Genomic DNA, 18,720 nt, shown 5'->3' on the forward strand with positions numbered 1-18,720 from the left:
CCGCTTAGGGGCCTGTTTTAGCACTTAATTGAAATCGTTATTGGCGAATGGTGTAGCGAATATGCAGAATGATGTCGCTTAGACTCTCCAGCATGGTTTTTTGTTTTTCGGTTGCATTCGGGAAGCTTAATGTCAGCGTACCTTTATCGATTTCGATTCCTTCAAACGGCAGGAATTTGCCATCGTTGAAATCCAACTGGAACTGACCGCTGTCATTCATTCCGTGAGAAACTGCCAGCGCTTTACAACCTTTGGCTAACCCGGTGGCATCTCCGCCATAAGACAGAATCGCTTGCACATCCTGATAAGGTCCTAACAGTGCCGGCAGGGTGACACTGATCTGTTTAATCCGGCGAACGTTACCGGCTCCACTGCTTTTTGGGTAATCGTTACGAATTTGTAAGTCAGCTAACGAAATAGATGCTTGCAGAGAAGTTTGAGCATTTCCTGTACCAAACTTCAGGGTGTTATTTCCGGTACCAAAGCTCGGTGTGTTATTTCTGCTACTGGTAGTGTCTGGTTTCTTATTCACCAGTTCTGCAATTTTCTCGGTCAGAGAAAATTGGCCTTTCTCTTTATAAACTTCTGCTAGTGAAACGGTACGTTCTACCTCCAGTACGCGTTGCTCCTGTTTCAGGTGGGCATCTTCCATTTGTGCCAGATTCAGCATTAAGGTTTCTCCCGCCAGCAGACCGGCATGGGTTCCCTGCCAGGCACCGGGCTTGATAAAGCGTGCTGCGGCATCGTTAGTCTCCCAACGATAGGCCATTTCAGCCATCAAACAGCGAGCTACTGTTAAATCATAGAACTGGAAGTAAATGGCGGACAGCCGACCACGCAGCCAGTTGTATAATGCCTGATTGCTGAACTTATGTTGCAGGAAAGTCAGTTGTGCGTGCGTCTGCTCTTGTTGGGTTTTCAGGCTGGTTTTCTGCAACACGGCGGCTTCACGGCGTACGACTAATGATTGAAGTTGAGCATCGATTTGTTTCAACTCTGCATCAGCGTTGTTACGCTGGATTTTCCACTCCTGTCGACGCCGACGGTAGGCTTCAGACTGGCTGATTTTATCCGCTTCGGTGCTCATGACACTGGCGGAGAATTCCATGACATTGCCTGTGGCTTGGGCGATTGCCCCCCAATGGCTACCGCCATCAGCGAAGCCGAAGATGTTGGGAGCCAGATCAAGTGCTGCGCCCGCCAGATGTGATGTTTGAAGGGCAGTAGAGAGACCTGCGACGGAAGCTCGCAACGCCATCGCCTGTTTTTCACCCGCGTTGATATCTTCATCGTAGAATTTGCTGTAGCTATCAAAGCGCGATTTGGCTCCGGCGCGGGTTTTTTCTAGCACAGTTTTTTCAACATCCAGCTCTTCAATGGTTTTGTCCTGTATGCTGAGATTGGTCAATATCAGTTCCGCCGCCTGATTCTGCAACAGCGTGTTTAATGCCTCCGCATCCTGACGTTCGATAATATTTTGTAATGTGGAGCCGAATTGGGTGAGCTGACTGACCATACTGCGGGCGTTTTCCAGCATATGTGGGAAACGCCAAACTGATATAAACGCTGACGGAAGATTATTTCCACCTTGTGAACTGGCGACAGCGGCGCTGAGCAGCGCTTTTGGATCTGCCGGTGTTGCGAAAATAGGTAAATGTAAAGGCTGACCATCAATAGAGAGGTTATGGCGCAGGTTATACAGCCGTTGTTCCAGTTTCTGCCAATAGCTCAACATCACTTCGTTGACCTGTGGCAGGAAAAGATCTGTGTTGCTTCCATCTGTAGACTGGCCTTGTCGTAAATCTGCTATTGCTTCGGCATGCGCTTTTTGTTTTTCAAGATCTGCGGCTTCTTTTAGCTCTGGCTCATTCCATGTTGAACTGAGTAGTAGATGAGGTTTATCGCCTAATAGATGCAGTGCCTGCATATACCACATTTTGGCTTCGGCGAGTGTGTCCCGCTCCAATTGGCGATAGGCGTAATCTCCCTGTTCGATCAATAGATCAAGGGCGCGCATAAAGGTGGCGACTTTGTAGTGCATCGGATCATGTTGAGCTATGGCATCGGGATCAAATGTATCCAACGGATCATCGTTCCAACTGGTGTCTTCTTGTAATGGGCGGACATTCCAGCGGTAATGCTGCATTTGACCATTGACAATATAACCGGATGGGTTCCAGACATATTTCAACCAACGGTTAGCCTCATCGAAGTTTTGCTCGTGCAGCAAACGTTGAGCGATCAACATCGGGGTGTAGTAGAACAGCTCCCAGAAATAGAGGCTGTTAGCGCCGTTGAAGTCCATTGGTTCTGTATGATTGGATAGAATAGAAACATCAGAAAAGCCTTTGTATTTTTTAATTTCTTTTATTTCACCAGATTCAGCCATTGCTGAGGCATGATTAGTGTCATTAATCAGAATAAACTTCTGTTGAGTTTCATTGAAATAGAAGAAAGCGGGTTCCCAGTTGCCTTGATAGGATACTTTCTTGTATTCAACTCCTAATCTAACACCTTCATTGGTATAAGATTGTTTCTCATAAGGGACAAAAAGAACGACACTGGTTTCGGTGTCAGCCAATATTCCTTGGTAATATGGCCGCATTGTATTATCACCAGCAATATTCCCTATATGAATCTTAAATTGGCGTTCATTGCCATGTGTGTTTTGATCATATTTAGGAAGAGTGAAATTAACATAAAAGCCTTTGCCTAATTGTGGCTCTTGAATATTCTGAGTTTCCATACTCAAAATAGTGTCGATCCCCGCATTGGCACGGCTAATTAATTTACGGGCAAACAGAGTATTAAGGCGAGTACGATAGGCTCCCCATTGCATATATTGTGCCCCGCGAGGATCGCTATGAAGGGATAGGACATTATCAGTTTTCGCTTTTTTGATAACACGAATACTAAAATGTTCTTCGCCTAGATTACGTTCTTTCTGACCACTTTCAAATGCATCAGAAAATGCTGTAAAGGTGATATCAATACTTGCCTCATTATTTTTAAATACTAGCGTGGAGATATCTATTTCTTCGAGATCATTAAACTGGTAACACATTTCTTCGAAGTTGAGTGGTGGTTTAACAGAAACTCTATCGTTCGCGGTATATAGTTTACTGTTTAATTCTCCATTCTCCTTCATTGTTTTCACTGTGATTTTAACGTTTGAAGGCTGAATATTTGTATTAATAAATATTGGTCCAGAAACATCGGTATCAATACCTCCGTGGTCGTCCATATAGAAATATTCTTTGAATGGATCGTCTTTATTATGCTTATTATCAATATAACCATAATTACCACTGATACTACCACCAGTGGATGTGGACATTTCTTGAGAACCAGAGGGAAGGTTCGGAAACCAGGCTCTTGTAAAGTTAATGGTACTATCTCGATAAAACAGTAGCTTCCCTTTTTCGGGGGTGTCTCCATATTGATAAACAGGGTAGATAAGTTTTTTATTTGATAAATTATTCGGGTTAATACCTAGCGTGGTATAAATAATAAATTTATCACCGAGCTTGCCGTATTTTTTCATCAGATTACATTGATTACGCTGACGGCCCTCATATCCATTATGAATAATTCTTAACTTTGGTGAAATTTGGATTTTTGAACCATTTAGTTGGGAACGGGTAATCAGAATATTCCCGCCGTATACCATACTCAGGTAGCCTTCTCCCCAATCATAACCGTTATTACTGTTTATTGATGAAGGGATTTCATAACCTTCCGTATATTGGTTATTGACTCTTATAACGCTATTAGTATCAGTACGGGTATCAAGTTGTTTATAGATATTAAGTTTATAATTACCAGGGTTCATCTCTTCTTGTGACATATTGGAGGAGATATATAACCCTTGCATGGTCACAATATCAAGTTTGTAATCCGCTTGTTCTGGCCGTTTTTGATAAAATATTACTAGTAATTTATCTTTGCCTTGATAACTTGCACAATAAAGTCCTAACACTTTATTCTCTTCTAGCTTTAAAGCAGATATTTGTTTATTTACATCAAAAGTGATAGGTGTATTCCAGGTACCGTCATAACGAATATGTGCCAATTTTAGTTCATAATGATAGCTTGCGGTTGTTTTGTCTTCTTGTTTGACAGTGTCTCCTTCTGCTCGATGAGTTACCTTCTTCTGTTCCAGCCAAGTGATATATAGGCGGGATTGGTAGACTACAGGTCGGATAGTATCTTTATAGGGGTTAATTGGGCAGTCAATTTTGTGCCACTCGCTCCAGGCATTAGCGGAGAATTTACCTTCGCTGAATTTATTGTGATCCACACTGCGCCAATAATATTGATTCACTTCTGTTTTGCTGTGCCCGATAAAGTAAGTTAATCCTTGGTCATTATTAATGTTGTCATGATAGGCGCTGACTACTTCTAGATTAGCCACTTGTTCGAATGATGTCAGATAAGATTTAAAAGCATCTTCTACGGTATCGGTATTCAATTGACTTTGGCTGATAGATTGCAGTAGCGCATCTATCATTTTTGTCTGGCCGATCCGCAGTGTTGGATCGATGTAGTTTTCAGGGTAGTAAAGGAGCTTAGTAATACCAGCCCAGGTGCTGTAGCGTTTGTTGTATTTATCCCAGTTAGTGAAGAATAAACGGCTAGTGACACTTGTGTCGGTATCTCCCTCCATATTTTTCAACGCGCGGTTAATATACAGTTGGATACTGGCGATAGCTTCCGCAATCTCCGTGGTTTTGATGGCTGAGGAAACTTGGTTATCGATTAATAGGTATTGATATAGATCATCACGGTCTTTAATTACCGTATGTTTTCTTTCTTCTCGATCTTTTTGGTTATGAGAATAAATATAGTATGTACTTAACGCGTCGCTGCGAGACTCATCCAAAGACGCATACAGGGCATTGGCTTTTTGGGTATCTAGTCCGGCGGTTAATATTGAAGCGACATTTTCCCATTGGGCATAATTAGCAGAAGATTCTATGTCTAATATTTTCGCCAGTTCAGAAACGCCTTGTGGAGAGATGTTCAATTGACGCGAGATGTTAATCCATTGCAATAGGCTGTCGATAGATGACCAGTTGGATAAACCAGTTTTTGCCTGGGTCTTGGCTTGTTCTAGTAGATTTTTATCAAGACTCATGGCGTTAGCCAATAGTTCTGCTGTTAATGTTCCTTTTTCAAGTTCGGTCAGTACAGAAGGGGCATTTTTATCTAGTGAGTTAATCCAGTCAGCAAAACGCATTAGTGACATGAGTGTTGATACGTCATGTGCCGGTATTGTCCCGGTTGTTTCAGTTGCTTTGGTTTTAATAACAAAGTGTTGCGGCTTTGTCACAAACAGACGCAAGGTGCTTTCGCTAAGGCCAGTAGAACGGTAAATCAGTGCTAGTTGTGCTAGACACTGGCAATACTGGACAGCTTGTTGGATTGAGTTATCTGATGCAGTTGTTCCTGTTGGTTCCGATGATTGAGTTCCAAAGGGATTTTTCCGCAACCAGTCCCAGAGTGTGTCTGCTGTCATTTTGTCTGCTTTGCCAGAGTTTAGTTTATCTGCCCAGTTCAGCACGGAGAGAGCAACATTCTCAGACGGTAATTGCAGAGCTGCGGAGATATAATGAGATAGTGTTTTTTTCAGATTCTCCTCAACCTCTTGCAGATTCTTTTTGGCTTTGTTTAAATTTTCTTCCGATTTTGGCTGGTTTTCTTCCGCTTTTTTTAGCTCCTCTTTGGCTTTTAGTATTTTCTTGTCAAAATCTTGCAGACCGTTATATATAGTATCCAGTAAGTTTTGGATTTCTGGTGTCAGGGTTTTGTCATAGTTGGTGGTGGTCATCATAAATAGCTGATATACACTCCATTTTCGTGTACGCAGCCAATTGGTAACGGCATAGAGTTCATCAATTAGCGTGATTAGGTCAGTTTCATTGATCTCAGGTAAATCGGTTATTGTTCCTTTGCCTATGGCAACCAGTAGTAAACCCAACTCATTAATAGTTAATTGATGGGTATCTGCCAGTAATTTGGTTAGATCAGGAGAAGGAGAAAGGGTAATATTATCATCTTCTAAAATTGATATTTTGCACAATTTCAATGTAGTACCGGCATCAATACCGTAACGTTGCATATAGTATTTAACACGGAATGCTTTCTTTAATACTTCTGTATTAATATCCGGTTTGTCACGAAATTCATTGTATTGTGGAAGGGCCGGAGCTTCTATGATGTCATATATTTCATCATCTTTAGATCCTCCCGGTTGATATTTATTGGTACTACTAAGAATAATGCTTCGAAGAATGGTAAGGGGAAGTTTTGTTATCCGGGAGAGACGAATAATTTTGTTGAGTCTTAGCAGATAGTATTTAGCTGATTCTTCACTTTCTTCACTGTCCATCAGTTGATGTACTCGTGCGATTTCTTCCTTCTTAATAAATTGGTTGGCTTCTTGATCCGTCAAATGATAATAGTTTTTCAACTTTTCCGGTCTGATCATTAAAGAGGGCTTAATATCACCAAAGCTCAGCAGATAAAGGTTTTGAACGTTGTCTTCTGTAGTTGTGTTTGTCAGAATATTAAATAAATCAGGTGAGACAGAAGCATTAATATCCAAGAGAGATGTTTGATACTTTATTTTAGCAACGGTTGTTCCTGGGAATATACTTGATTGCTCAAATACTGGGGCTTGTAACTGAATAACCTTACGCACACGTTCATAGGCATCGTTATATGGCATCGAACCAGAATGGTGGAAAGTTGGTAGTATTGCCATTACGTCAGTATTTTGGCCTAATTGAGGCTGAGTCTTAATGTTGTTCAGCAATATGTTATTAGACAGAGAAAGTGTGGAAATCTCCGTATTCATATTTTTCTGGCTGAGTACCAATGATTTTAGATCTGGACGGCGTTTATCCAGATGATAAATAGAATCTTCGGCATGTAAATTTCGTGCCTGACGATAAAGTTCAGCCAGATAAGCCGCGGGAGAAAACATGGAAGAAATCGCGCCAGGGGCTGCATATTGACTAGCGCGATTGCCAAATCGGCTATTATAACCTTGTTGGTCAGTATGAGGTGTTGTCAGGGCAAGATGGACCGCACTTTGCAATTGAGGATTGGCACGTTTCAGAATACGGGCTTCATGCAGAAGGTTATCCTTTTGCACCTGCTGTGCTTCAAGATATAAGCTCTGGGTCTGTGACCATGAGAGTTTATCCTTCACTTTTTTGCGAAGTTCGTCAAAAGAGAGATGGCAAATATCGGTTAGATTATTAAAACTTGCACCTAACGCTTGTTGATATTCGGGCTTGAGTGTGTTCATGCTTATTCCTTTTAACTGTTGAGTCAATAAAACATTTACGCTGGCCTGAGTATTGTGGAGATAAATAAGGTTATTTATCTCTATCAAAACAAAGACAACACAGGTAACGTCTGATAGCGGTTTGAAATTAGGTTGAAAATAACAGTCAAATGAAAAACACCATTTAACTATCAACTATTTCGTAACGTTATTATTTATTTAAATGGCTGTTGTGATGCAATAACAAAAATTATAATTACATCACAAGTAATATAATTGATTGACAATAACCAAATGAAATAATTGTCTTTGTTACATATGGCATACTATGAAAAAGAAGAGGGTTGATATTTTATAGTAGGCAATCGGACGCACGAGAAAAGGAAATATCTCTGTTATAACCAGCGCTGGACAGGTTAAGAGGGCAGATTTGTATATTCATGAAAGGTTCAGGCCCCGTTTAGGAGCCTGTTTTTACTATTTGATTGAGATAGTTATTGGCGGATGGTGTAGCGAATATGCAGAATAATATCGCTCAATGCTTGTAACATGGCTTGCTGTTTGCTGGTCGCATTCGGGAAATTGAGTGTTAATGTGCCGGTATCGTTAATCGCTATCCCTTCAAACGGCAGGAATTTACCATTGTTGAAATCCAACTGGAATTGACCACTGTCATTAACCCCATGAGAAATTGCCAGTGATTTACAGCTCTCAGCTAATCCGGTTTCATTTCCACTGTAGGCCAAAATGGCTTGTACATCTTGGTATGGCCCTAACAGGGCTGGCAGGGTGACACTGATCTGTTTAATACGTCGAATGTTGCCTACGCCATTGCCTTCTGGGTAGTCATTATGTAGTGACAGACCTGACAGAGAGATTTTGGCGCTAAGTTGGCCTTTTTCTAATGTAACGGGATGCTCCTCAACGGGTTCAGTTGTACTACCTGCTAGCAGAGCAGAAATATGTGTTGCCAAATTAAATGATTTTTCTGGTAGTGTTCCATAGAGTTGTGCCAGTGAAATAGTACGTTCCACTTCCAGAGCGCGTTGATCCCATTTCAAATAGGCATCCTCCATTTGCGCCAGATTCAGCATCAAGGTTTCACCGGCGAGCAGACCAGCGTGCGTCCCCTGCCAGGCGCCGGGTTTGATAAATCTTGCCGCGGTGTCATGAGTTTCCCAGCGGTAAGCCATTTCAGCCATCAGACAACGAGCTACAGCCAAATCGTAAAATTGGAAGTAAATAGCAGCTAGCCGACCACGTAACCAGTGGTACAACGTTTGATTACTGAATTTACGTTGCAGGAAAGTCAATTGCGCCTGAGTCTGTTCCTGTTGGGTTTTTAGGCTGGTTTTCTGCAACACCGCAGCTTCACGGCGTACTGCCAGCGATTGAAGTTGGGCATCGATCTGTTTTATCTCTGCTTCGGCATTGTTACGTTGGATTTTCCACTCCTGACGGCGACGGCGATAGGCTTCAGATTGGCTGATTTTATCCGCTTCGGTGTTCATAACATTTGCGGAGAATTCCATGACATTACCTGTCGCTTCGGCAATTGCCCCCCAACGGCTGCCGCCATCAGCGAAGCCGAAAATGTTGGGCGCCAGATCAAGGGCAGCGCCTGCCAGACGCGATGCTTGCAGGGCAGTGCTAAGGCCAGCAACGGAGGAATGCAATGTTATTACCCGGTTTTCACCTGCATTGATATTTTCATCGTATAGCTTTTTGTAGCTGTTAAAGCGTGATTGCGCTCCAGCTTTGGATTTCTCCAGTACGATTTTTTCCGCATCCAGCTCTTCCAGGGTTTTGTCCTGTATGCTGAGATTGGTCAATATCAGTTCTGCCGCTTGATTCTGCAATAGCGTGTTTAAGGCTTCCGCATCCTGACGTTCGATAATATTTTGTAACGTGGAGCCGAACTGTGTTAACTGGCTTACCATACCGCGCGCGTTTTCCAACATCTGTGGGAAACGCCACAGTGACATAAATGACGTTGGTAACTTGCTTCCGCCTTGTGAGCTAGCAACAGCGGCACTGAGTAACGCTTTTGGATCTGCCGGTGTGGCGTAAATAGGCAGATGTAGCAGTTGGCCGTCGATAGAGAGATTATGGCGCAGGTTGTACAGCCGTTGCTCCAGTTTCTGCCAGTAGTTTTGCATCACTTCATTGACCTGTGGCAAGAAAAGATCTGTCGGGTGGTTGTGCCGACTAATATCACCTTGTCGCAGGGCAGTCATTGCCTGGGCGTGTTCCTCCTGTTTTTCCGTTCTGGCAGCGTCACCTAAACTCGGTTTACGCCACGTTGAACTGAACGATAGATGAGGTTTATCGCCTAACAGATGCAGTGCTTGCATATACCACATCTTAGCTTCGTTAAGCGTATCTCGTTCTAATTGACGATAGGCGTAATCTCCACGGTCCAGCAACAGATCAAGGGTGCGCATAAAAGTAACGACTTTATAGTGCATTGGATCATATTGTGCTATGGCATCGGGATCGACCGAATTCAGTGGATCATCGTTCCAACTGATATCTTCCAATAATGGGCGAACATTCCAGTGGTCATGATGAATCTGACCATGTTTAATATAACCAGACGGATTCCAGATATATTTTAGCCAGCGATTAGCTTCATCGAAGTTTTGTTCGTGTAGCAGGCGTTGAGCAATTAACATTGGGGCATAATAGAACAGTTCCCAGAAATAGAGGCTATTAGCACCGTTGAAATCCATCGGTTCCGTGTGCTGATCGATAAGAATGGAAACATCAAGAAAGCCTTTATATTTATTGACGATTGCATCAGTATCGTTTATTACTACTTGCTTATTATCAGCATCATTAACCAACATAAATTTCTGATTAGTTTCATTAAAATGAAATAAAGCAGTTTCCCAGTTTTGTTGATCCTGATAGAACTTCTTATTATATTCTACTGCTATTTCGACGCGTTTTTGTGTATTAGTCCAAGGGATAAAAAGAGTGACGTTTGTTTCGGTATCAGTCAGTGTTCCCTTGTGATATAAGTTCATCAGTCTATTGTCATTTCTTGTGTGAATTTTAAACCAGCGCTCATTGCCATGTACGGTTTGATCATATTTAGGAAGAATGAGATTAGTAAAAAATCCTTCCCCTAACTGAGGTTCTGGCAGTTTCTGCGTTTTTATACTTAAAATAGTATCGATCCCGGCCGTGGCGCGACTAATTAATTTACGGGCAAACAGCGTATTAAGGCGAGTACGATAACCTCCCGACTGCATATATTGCGCCCCGTTTGTATCATTGTGAACAGTCAGGATATTATCGTCGTTAACCTCATCGGTAACAGGATTCCAGCTATTCACCTTTATGATATTGTTAATATCAAATTTACTATAGGTGAGTTCATAAATAGTTTTGTACTGTTCAGATTCTATATTTTCCAATAACATATTGGAGGAGATATACACTCCTTGCATTAACTCTTGTATTAATTCTTTTAATTTCTTTTCTGCTGTTTGTTTTTCTTGATGATCAGGTACTGATATTCCATCTTCGCGATCAATTTTTTTTGCTATTTCTTTTACCTTTTTTTCTGCTTCTGCTAACTCTTTTAATGTTCTCTTATATTCATCCAGTTCATCTCGTTTGCGATAAAACATTACCAGCAATTTATTGTCTTGATGATTTGTACAATAGAATCCTAGTTTTAATGACTCTGGTGACTCTAATAATTCCGAAGTTGCTGGTGGATTTGACATTTTTAAAACAGCAGATACTTTGTCATTGATATTAAAGGCTACTGGTGTATTCCAAGTACCGTCATAACGGATATGTGCTAGTTTTAGTTCATAATAATAATCTTCAACGGTTTGATTATTATCTGCCTGTTTAGCAATTTTCTTCTGCTCCAACCAGATCAGATACAGTCGGGATTGGAAAATTACCGGATGGATAGTGCCCTGATAGGGATTTATTGGACAATCAATTTTGTGCCACTCACTCCAGGCATTGGCAGGGAATTTATCGTCGCTGAATTTATTGTGATCCACGTTACGCCAGTAATATTGATTAACTTCGGTTTTACTGTGCCCGATAAAATAGGTTAATCTTTGATCATCTTTGGCATTGTCATGATAGGCGCTGACGACTTCCAGATTAGCTATCTGTTCGAACGACGTCAGATAAGACATAAAGGCGTCTTCTACCGTATCGGTATTTAATTGACTCTGGCTGATGGATTGCAGCAATGTATCCATCATTTTTGTTCGCCCGATGCGTATTGTCGGATCGATGTAATTCTCAGGGTAGTAAATGAGTTTAGCAATGCTGGCCCAGGTGCTGTAGCGTTTATTGTATTTGTCCCAATCGGTAAAGAATGGTCGAGTGACGACCTGCGAAACCGCGTTTTCCTCCATATTTTTCAGTGCCCGGTTAATATACAGTTGGATGCTGGCGATAGCTTCTGCAATCGGGGTGGTTTTGATGGCGGCGGAAACTTGGTTATCAATCAATAAATACTGGTACAGATCATCATGGTTTTTAACTTTTGCACCTGCGTTAGCGACTTTACGGATATAGTACTCGCTTAATGCAGCACTACGAGATTCATCCAGAAAGGTGTGCAGGGCGTTGGCTTTTTGGGTGTCCAGTCCGGCGGTTAATGTCGCCGCGACGTTTTCCCATTCGGCATAGTTATCGGAGGATTCTGTGGTGAGTACTTGCGCTAGTGCAGAAACGTCTTGTGGAGAGATATTCAATTGACGCGCAATGTTAATCCATTGCTGGATGGTATCGATAGACGGCCAGTCGGTGAAATTAACTTGTGCTTGATTACTGGCTTGCTCCAGTAGATTTTTATCAAGACTCAGGGCGTTAGCCAATAGTTCTGCTGTTAATGTTCCCTTCTCAAATTCGGTCAGTACAGAAGAGGCTTTTTCACCCAGAGAGTTAACCCAGTCAGTAAAACGTGTCAGCTTTATCAGTGATAATGCATTGTGTGTTGACGCTGTTCCTTCGGTAAAGCCAAAGAGTTGTGGTTTTGTGACAAACAGACGTAAAGTGCTTTCGCTAAGGCCGGTGGAACGATAAATCAGTGCCAATTGTGCCAGGCATTGGCAATATTGGACTGCTTGTTCTTCTGTTATAGCGGTTGATTGCTCTGGATTATGTGAAGCTTGCAACCATTCCCAGAATTTTGTTGCTGTCATTGCACCAGAGCCAGGTTTTAGTTGATCTGCCCAGTTGAGTATATAATAAGCGGTATTTTCAGACGGCAATTGCAGAGCGGCGGCGATGTAAGGCGAGATCTTCAACAGAAGATTTGCTTCGTTTTTACTGTTAAAGTTTTGCAAACCATTGTAAACAGCATCTAGCAGGTTCTGAATTTCCGGCGTCAGGGTTTGGTTATAGTCGGTGGTAGTCATCATAAACAGCAGGTACATATTCCATTTCCGTGTACGCAACCACTGGGTAATGCTATAAAGTTTATCAATCAGAACAGATAGATTGTTATCACTGAGCTCAGATAGATTGGTTGATCCTTCACCTATGGCAACCAGCAGTAAATTCAGCTCATTAACAGTTAACTGATGAATATTTGCTAGTAATTTGATTAGATCGGAACTAGAAGGATTAATTATATTAGTTGATACTTTGCACAGTACCAATGCAGTCTCAGCATCAATACCGTAACGTTGCATATAGTATTTAACGCGAAATATTTTCTTTAATATTTCTGCATTGATATCTAGTTTCTGATTGATATTGAAGACAATTTTTTCCAGTACTGTTGGCAGAAGTTTTGTTGCGTGGGACAAACGAATGGTTTTATTAAGTTTTAACAGAAAAATTGCAGGTGAATAATCCTGAATTTTGAACTTGGCATAAGATGAGTCAGATATATTCGAATCACTATTTTCTTTATAACGATAACTTAGAAGAGTAAATTCTTTTTGAATATCTTTGTCGGTTAATTCAAATGTTGGGGAAGAATAGTTCGTGTTTTCTATGGTCGCTTTATATATACCTGTGAGATATTTAGACTGGGGCTTGCTGAGTCTAATACTAACTTGCCCAGCTTTTTTCTTATAGCTAATATCAACATAAAAACGTCTGTTTTGAATAGGATATAATTTCATGTAATTGAGGTTGTTATAATTTGAGTCAGGTGTTCGTGTTATGCGACTCAATTGTATTTTACCTGATGTATCAATGCTTATATTAATAAGTTGGTTATTTGTGTAAGTAGAGTTACTTTCTATTAATACGTGATTTAAAAACTGTTCTAATTCTTCATTGGTTAAATTGTAATAGTGTTTCAAGGCATCCAGAGTGAGAAGTTCTGATGGCTCTCTATCCCCAAAGTTTTTCTTAAACTTCTCATTTGCATTAACTTCGGTGATCTCTTCTGTCAGAGTCTTAAACAATTCAGGCAAGACAGAAGCATTAATTCCCAGCAGGGAAGCTTGATATGTCAGATTGGCGATGGTTGTTTCTGGGGAAGTATTGAATTGCTCAAATACCGGAGCCTGTAACTGAATAACCTTACGTACATTTTCGTAAGCATCGTGATACGGTATCGAACCAGTAGGGCGAAAGGTTGATAGCGCTTTCATCACATGAGTATGGCCTTCCGGTCCAGCCTGCTCCTTAATCCCTTCCAGCAACACTTTATTAGATAGAGAAAGTGTAGAAACTTCATCATCCATATTTTGCTGGCTGAGTGTCAGTAATTTTAGATCTGGGCGGCGTTTATCCAGATGGTAAATGGAACTTTCTGCATGTAAATCCCGTGCCTGACGATAAAGTTCAGTCAGATAAGCGGCGGGAGAGAACATAGAAGCAACTGCGCCGGGAGCGACATACTGGCTGGCGCGGCCACCAAATTTACTGTTATAACCTTGCTGGTCAGCATGGGGTGTGGTTAAAGCAAGATGTACCGCATTTTGTAATTGGGGGTTAGCACGTTTGAGGATACTCGCCTCATGCAGTCGGTTTGCTTTTTGTGCCTGTTGTGCCATTTCAGGGTGTTCTGGCGTGATTGTGCTCATGTTTATTCCTTTTAAATGTTAAATAAATAAGGTAGTTATGCTGCCCTGCGTGTCATGGATACAATAAAAAAGTTATTGATATTCATTAAAATAAGGCAGCAAATATGGCGTCTGATAACGGGTTGAAATAGGCTGAAAGTAACGGGTAGATAAAGCGGTATCATTCGGCCATTAACTATTTCATAACGTTATTATCTATTGTTTCTCTAAATGTCTGTAGTAATGCAATAATAAAATTTATAATAACATAAATAATAGTTAATTTGATTAATGATAAGTTTATGAAATAATTGCTATTGTTTTGAATGGTGTTTTATGGAAAGTAAAGTGATTAATATTTTGTGATGAGCGAAGAGGATAATTAGAAAAGACATTATTTCGACTATATATTAGTCTGTATAAAGTAGTGATTTTCAATGAATGTGGTTATTATTTTTTAAAATTATTTTTAGAATGATAATATACCAAATTAATTTTAAAATGCAGGATTCAAGTATATACAATAAATTTCCTGTAAAAAAAGAATATTGTGACTGGACTCAATATATAGATAATACTCATATACACATAGTTGTATTTGTGTCATGTTGATGTTGAATTTTTTTCATAATGGGATTTTGGAGGAGTGTGATCAATTTAAAGAAAAAACAATATTGCTAAATATGATTTAGGCATTGCAAAAATCAATTTATTATTTTAAGTCCTGTTAGACTGGTTTATTTAACTCAGTTATGTTTTTTCTTAGCAAAAATCGCCGTAAGCCCTTGTATCTTTAAAATTGATTGCAATGTGGCTGAGGCGAGCGAGTGCCGCTAACAAAGAGGCAACTTGAAAGATAACGGGTCTAGTCCTTTTTGGGTTATTACTACACACACATGAATATGAGATGACAAATGAATACTGACTGGATGAATGAAGAGGTTTCAAACTTATTCGATCAATATGATGATTATTTGGAGGAGAGACTTGGGTACACGCCGTTGATTGAGAACCTTAAGGAGAGTTTGGGGCAAAACATATCGGTTCTTGATTACGGTTGTGGTGGTGGGAAAGTGTCACGTCGGCTAATTGCTGGAGGCATAAAGACGGTAACGGGAGTAGATATCTCACAAACTATGGTGGACAAAGCTTCCAGCAACATCAATCGTGGCAATAGTTCTTATCATCAAATCAAAACCGATGTCCTTGACTTCAATGATAATACTTTCGACGCAGCTATATGCTGTTATGTGTTCATCAGTACTGGTAAAAAGTCTGATCTTTTAAAAATCGCTAAGGAAATTCATAGGACATTAAAACCTGGCGGCATTTTTTACGTATTGGATACCAATCCGGATTCTGCTGGGATTAAGTTCAGTTCTTTTATGAGCGGTGATCTAAATAAAAAATACAATGATGGAGAAATCAAGCCAGTGTATTTAGAGCTGCCGAATGGAACTATTTTTAAGATTTCAGATACGCATTGGCATAAAGATACATATTACAAAATCTTGAACGAGGCTGGGTTTAACACTATTGAGCTTTTTGAACACAGTGACGAGGATGTTTTAAAAGATACTGACGGTCTACGATGTTACCCACCTTTCGCTATGTTCAAAGCCACTAAATACTAGATGCTTCATATCTGACCGATGGAATTCCTTGCTTATGACAAAAATGTCAGTGAGGGATTCCACATGACTAGTTTCGAAGATGAAAAGTAAGTAGATCTGAGAGAGTTTCACTGAAAAACCGGCACTCCAGCGAATCCTTTTCTTCCTGCGCCTCTTTTTCATTCATTTACTGTTTCTCGCTCTTTTAATGAGGGGAAAAAAGCCATAAAACCAGCCGGTACGGGTTTTCCCTTGCTTAAATTATAATAACTTATAAGATATGCTGGCATTGCCAATGAAGCAGGTTTGATCTTACTAAAGTTTTTCTTGTAAAGATCTTTGGCATTTTCTTCGGTAATTTCCTCCGTCAGAATATTAAACAATTACGGAGAAATAAAAATATACCCCGCTCGAATAAAAATGTTTAAACGAGCGGTATTTCCTCCTTTGACGAGGTTTTTTATTTTAGATCAAATCATATTTTTTATTTTTCCTGCATCATACGGTTCAGCAACGGCACGGTGGCCGCCATAATGATTGCGACGATAAAGGTGGCAATACCGATTTTGCCGAATACGCTGGTATAGACTGGCAATGTTTGCAATGGGTCCGTAATACCTTTCGGTGCGGCGGTAAGGGCTGCGACATAGCCGCCGAGTAAGGAGGAAGTCGCTTGAGTTAAATACCACATCCCCAGAATAAAACCCATCAGGTACTGAGGAACGAGAGCCGCAATCATTGCCATGCCCAACGCACCGATCATCAATTCACCGACGCCCTGGAAGAGATAAACCAGAACAATAAACCAGGCGGAAGTTAAACCTTGTTCATCTGCAAACCACAAACCGGCAGCAGCGGCGGTCAGGAAACCTAAAGAGCATAGGAACATACCAACCGCAAATTTGGCTGGCATCGTCAGGTCCTTACCTTTAGCGCCCCAGTGAGTGTATAGCGCGGCGAGTATCGGGCTGGCGACAACGATCCAGAATGGGTTAAGGGCCTGGAAACTGACCGGATTGATATTAAAACCAAGCAACTGATGGTGAACGTTGTGGATGGCGAAGAAGTTGAGAGAAGTCGGCATCTGAGCATATAGGATGAAGAACACAATAGCTTGAAGCATCAAAATGAAAGCAACAAACATTTTGTTACGGCCAATTTTATCCTGTTTGAGTGCTTCCCGGAAAAAGATAAACACTACGATGACAGATAGGGTAATCAGCATAATATTGGCTATTTTCACGTTGTGCATCAGCCATGCACAGACGTAAACCATCACAACACTTCCTGCCACGACCAGAAATAGGTTTGTGTAGTTGATTCGTTGATGGTCGGGTTCGGAACCAATATTACGCACGGTATTGCGACAGAAAATATAGACCAACAACGCGATAATCAGACCAATACCACAGATATTGTAGGTAACGGCGTAGCTAAATTTTTCCGCAATAACGGGAGCGAGAGCGAGTGAGAACAGCGAGCCGAGGTTGATTGACATGTAAAATAGCGTAAAAGCCCCGTCCAGACGAGGATCTTTGGGGGGATAGCATTTAGACAACAGGCTGGCTGGGTTGGCTTTGAACAAGCCGTTACCAACGGCGATCGTTCCCAATGCGTAGAAAATTAAATTAGGGTGCAGGATAGAAAGGCCAGTCATAAAGTAGCCGATTGCCAGCACAATGGCGCCTAACACAATGGTTCGTTTAGTTCCCAGTAAGTGGTCGCCTACATAGCCGCCAATAGAGATCAAACCAAAAACCAACGCGGCAAATGCACCGAAGGTAATAAACGCTTGTTCCTGGGAAAATCCCAATTTTTGTACAAAATAGACAGTGAGAACCCCTTGTACGCCGTAGTAGCCGAATCGTTCCCAAAGCTCGACGAAGAAAATCATAAAGAACGGCTTGGGTTGTTGTAATAAACCGATGGATACGGGTTTATTCATAGTTAATTGCCTCTGATTGGTTGAAATACACTCGGTAAATGTACAGTGACGTTCAGTGACATGATTTGTCGCTAAAGTGGTTTTCTTATGTACTTTATTCAAGTGATCGGAGGGCAGTAGATTATTATATGGTTAAAATATGTTCCTGGTGGCCGATCACACTAACATAAAGATATTTATATTGAATTTAATAGTATATTCATCAAGTGAATGCTAAAAATGATCAGGAAAAGAGCTGAATAGAGGCATTGACAAAGGAATGCTATTCAGGCCGTTCAGGGCCTGAATAGTGGAAGAACAATGACTGCCAGGAGGAGAGACAGTTAAACTGCGGCAGCTTCAATTTCCAACATAACTGGACGGAAATTACGCTTGAAATAGATGAGGCCGTGGCCTTGTTCGCTTACCGTGATATGTCTAATCTGAACCAGATACACGTTATGCGTCCCCACTTCTTGAACCTGTTCAATTTCACCTTCAAGACTCGCGAGGGTGCCGGTTAACACTGGTTGACCTAATACCCCTGTCTGCCAGATATTCCAGCGAAAACGCTCTTCCATGCTGACTCCGGTCATACCGGCAAAGTGGCGTGCCATCAATTCTTGTTCGTGGTTTAAAATATTTACACACAGGCGGCCATTTTCCTGAAAAACGGTATTCATAGCACTGTTTCGGTTAATGCATACCATCAGCGTGGGTGGCGTATCGGTGATCGAGCATACCGCTGTGGCAGTGATACCACAGCATCCCGCGCGGCCATCGGTGGTGACGATATTCACCGCTGCTGACAGACTCGCCATCGCATCCCTGAAACGCAGGCGATGTTCATTTTCTACAGACATATTGGCCTCCTGCTACCGA

5 protein-coding genes are annotated in these 18,720 nt (G+C 41.3%); 1 reads left to right on the forward strand and 4 read right to left on the reverse strand.

The features are described from left to right. Nucleotides 1-37 precede the first annotated feature (37 nt). Together B0X70_RS05175 and B0X70_RS05180 are read right to left on the reverse strand one after the other, a co-directional pair. The gene (locus B0X70_RS05175) at nucleotides 38-7,315 is read right to left on the reverse strand and encodes a Tc toxin subunit A-related protein (protein ID WP_217471047.1); all 7,278 of its coding nucleotides are present in this window, start codon (nucleotides 7,313-7,315) and stop codon (nucleotides 38-40) included. Nucleotides 7,316-7,788: 473 nt separating this feature from the next. Next, the gene (locus B0X70_RS05180; protein ID WP_217471048.1) at nucleotides 7,789-14,322 is read right to left on the reverse strand and encodes a Tc toxin subunit A-related protein; all 6,534 of its coding nucleotides are present in this window, start codon (nucleotides 14,320-14,322) and stop codon (nucleotides 7,789-7,791) included. Nucleotides 14,323-15,215: 893 nt separating this feature from the next. On the opposite strand from B0X70_RS05180, the gene B0X70_RS05185 reads away from it, so the two are divergent. Then, complete coding sequence (locus B0X70_RS05185; RefSeq protein WP_036808035.1) at nucleotides 15,216-15,935, forward strand: class I SAM-dependent methyltransferase; 720 nt, start codon at nucleotides 15,216-15,218, stop codon at nucleotides 15,933-15,935. A 463-nt stretch (nucleotides 15,936-16,398) separates the two neighbouring features. On the opposite strand, the gene dtpB is transcribed toward B0X70_RS05185, so the two are convergent. Continuing rightward, nucleotides 16,399-17,859 carry a dipeptide/tripeptide permease DtpB gene (gene dtpB / locus B0X70_RS05190; protein WP_217471049.1) on the reverse strand — a complete coding sequence of 487 codons (1,461 nt, stop codon included), beginning with the start codon at nucleotides 17,857-17,859 and terminating at the stop codon, nucleotides 16,399-16,401. 323 nt (nucleotides 17,860-18,182) lie between these two features. Then, complete coding sequence (gene hpaC, locus B0X70_RS05195) at nucleotides 18,183-18,701, reverse strand: 4-hydroxyphenylacetate 3-monooxygenase, reductase component (protein WP_036808028.1); 519 nt, start codon at nucleotides 18,699-18,701, stop codon at nucleotides 18,183-18,185. Between the last annotated feature and the right edge of the window lie 19 nt (nucleotides 18,702-18,720).

The organism is Photorhabdus akhurstii (genome assembly GCF_019090985.1).
GTDB classification, from domain to species: Bacteria; Pseudomonadota; Gammaproteobacteria; order Enterobacterales; family Enterobacteriaceae; genus Photorhabdus; species Photorhabdus akhurstii.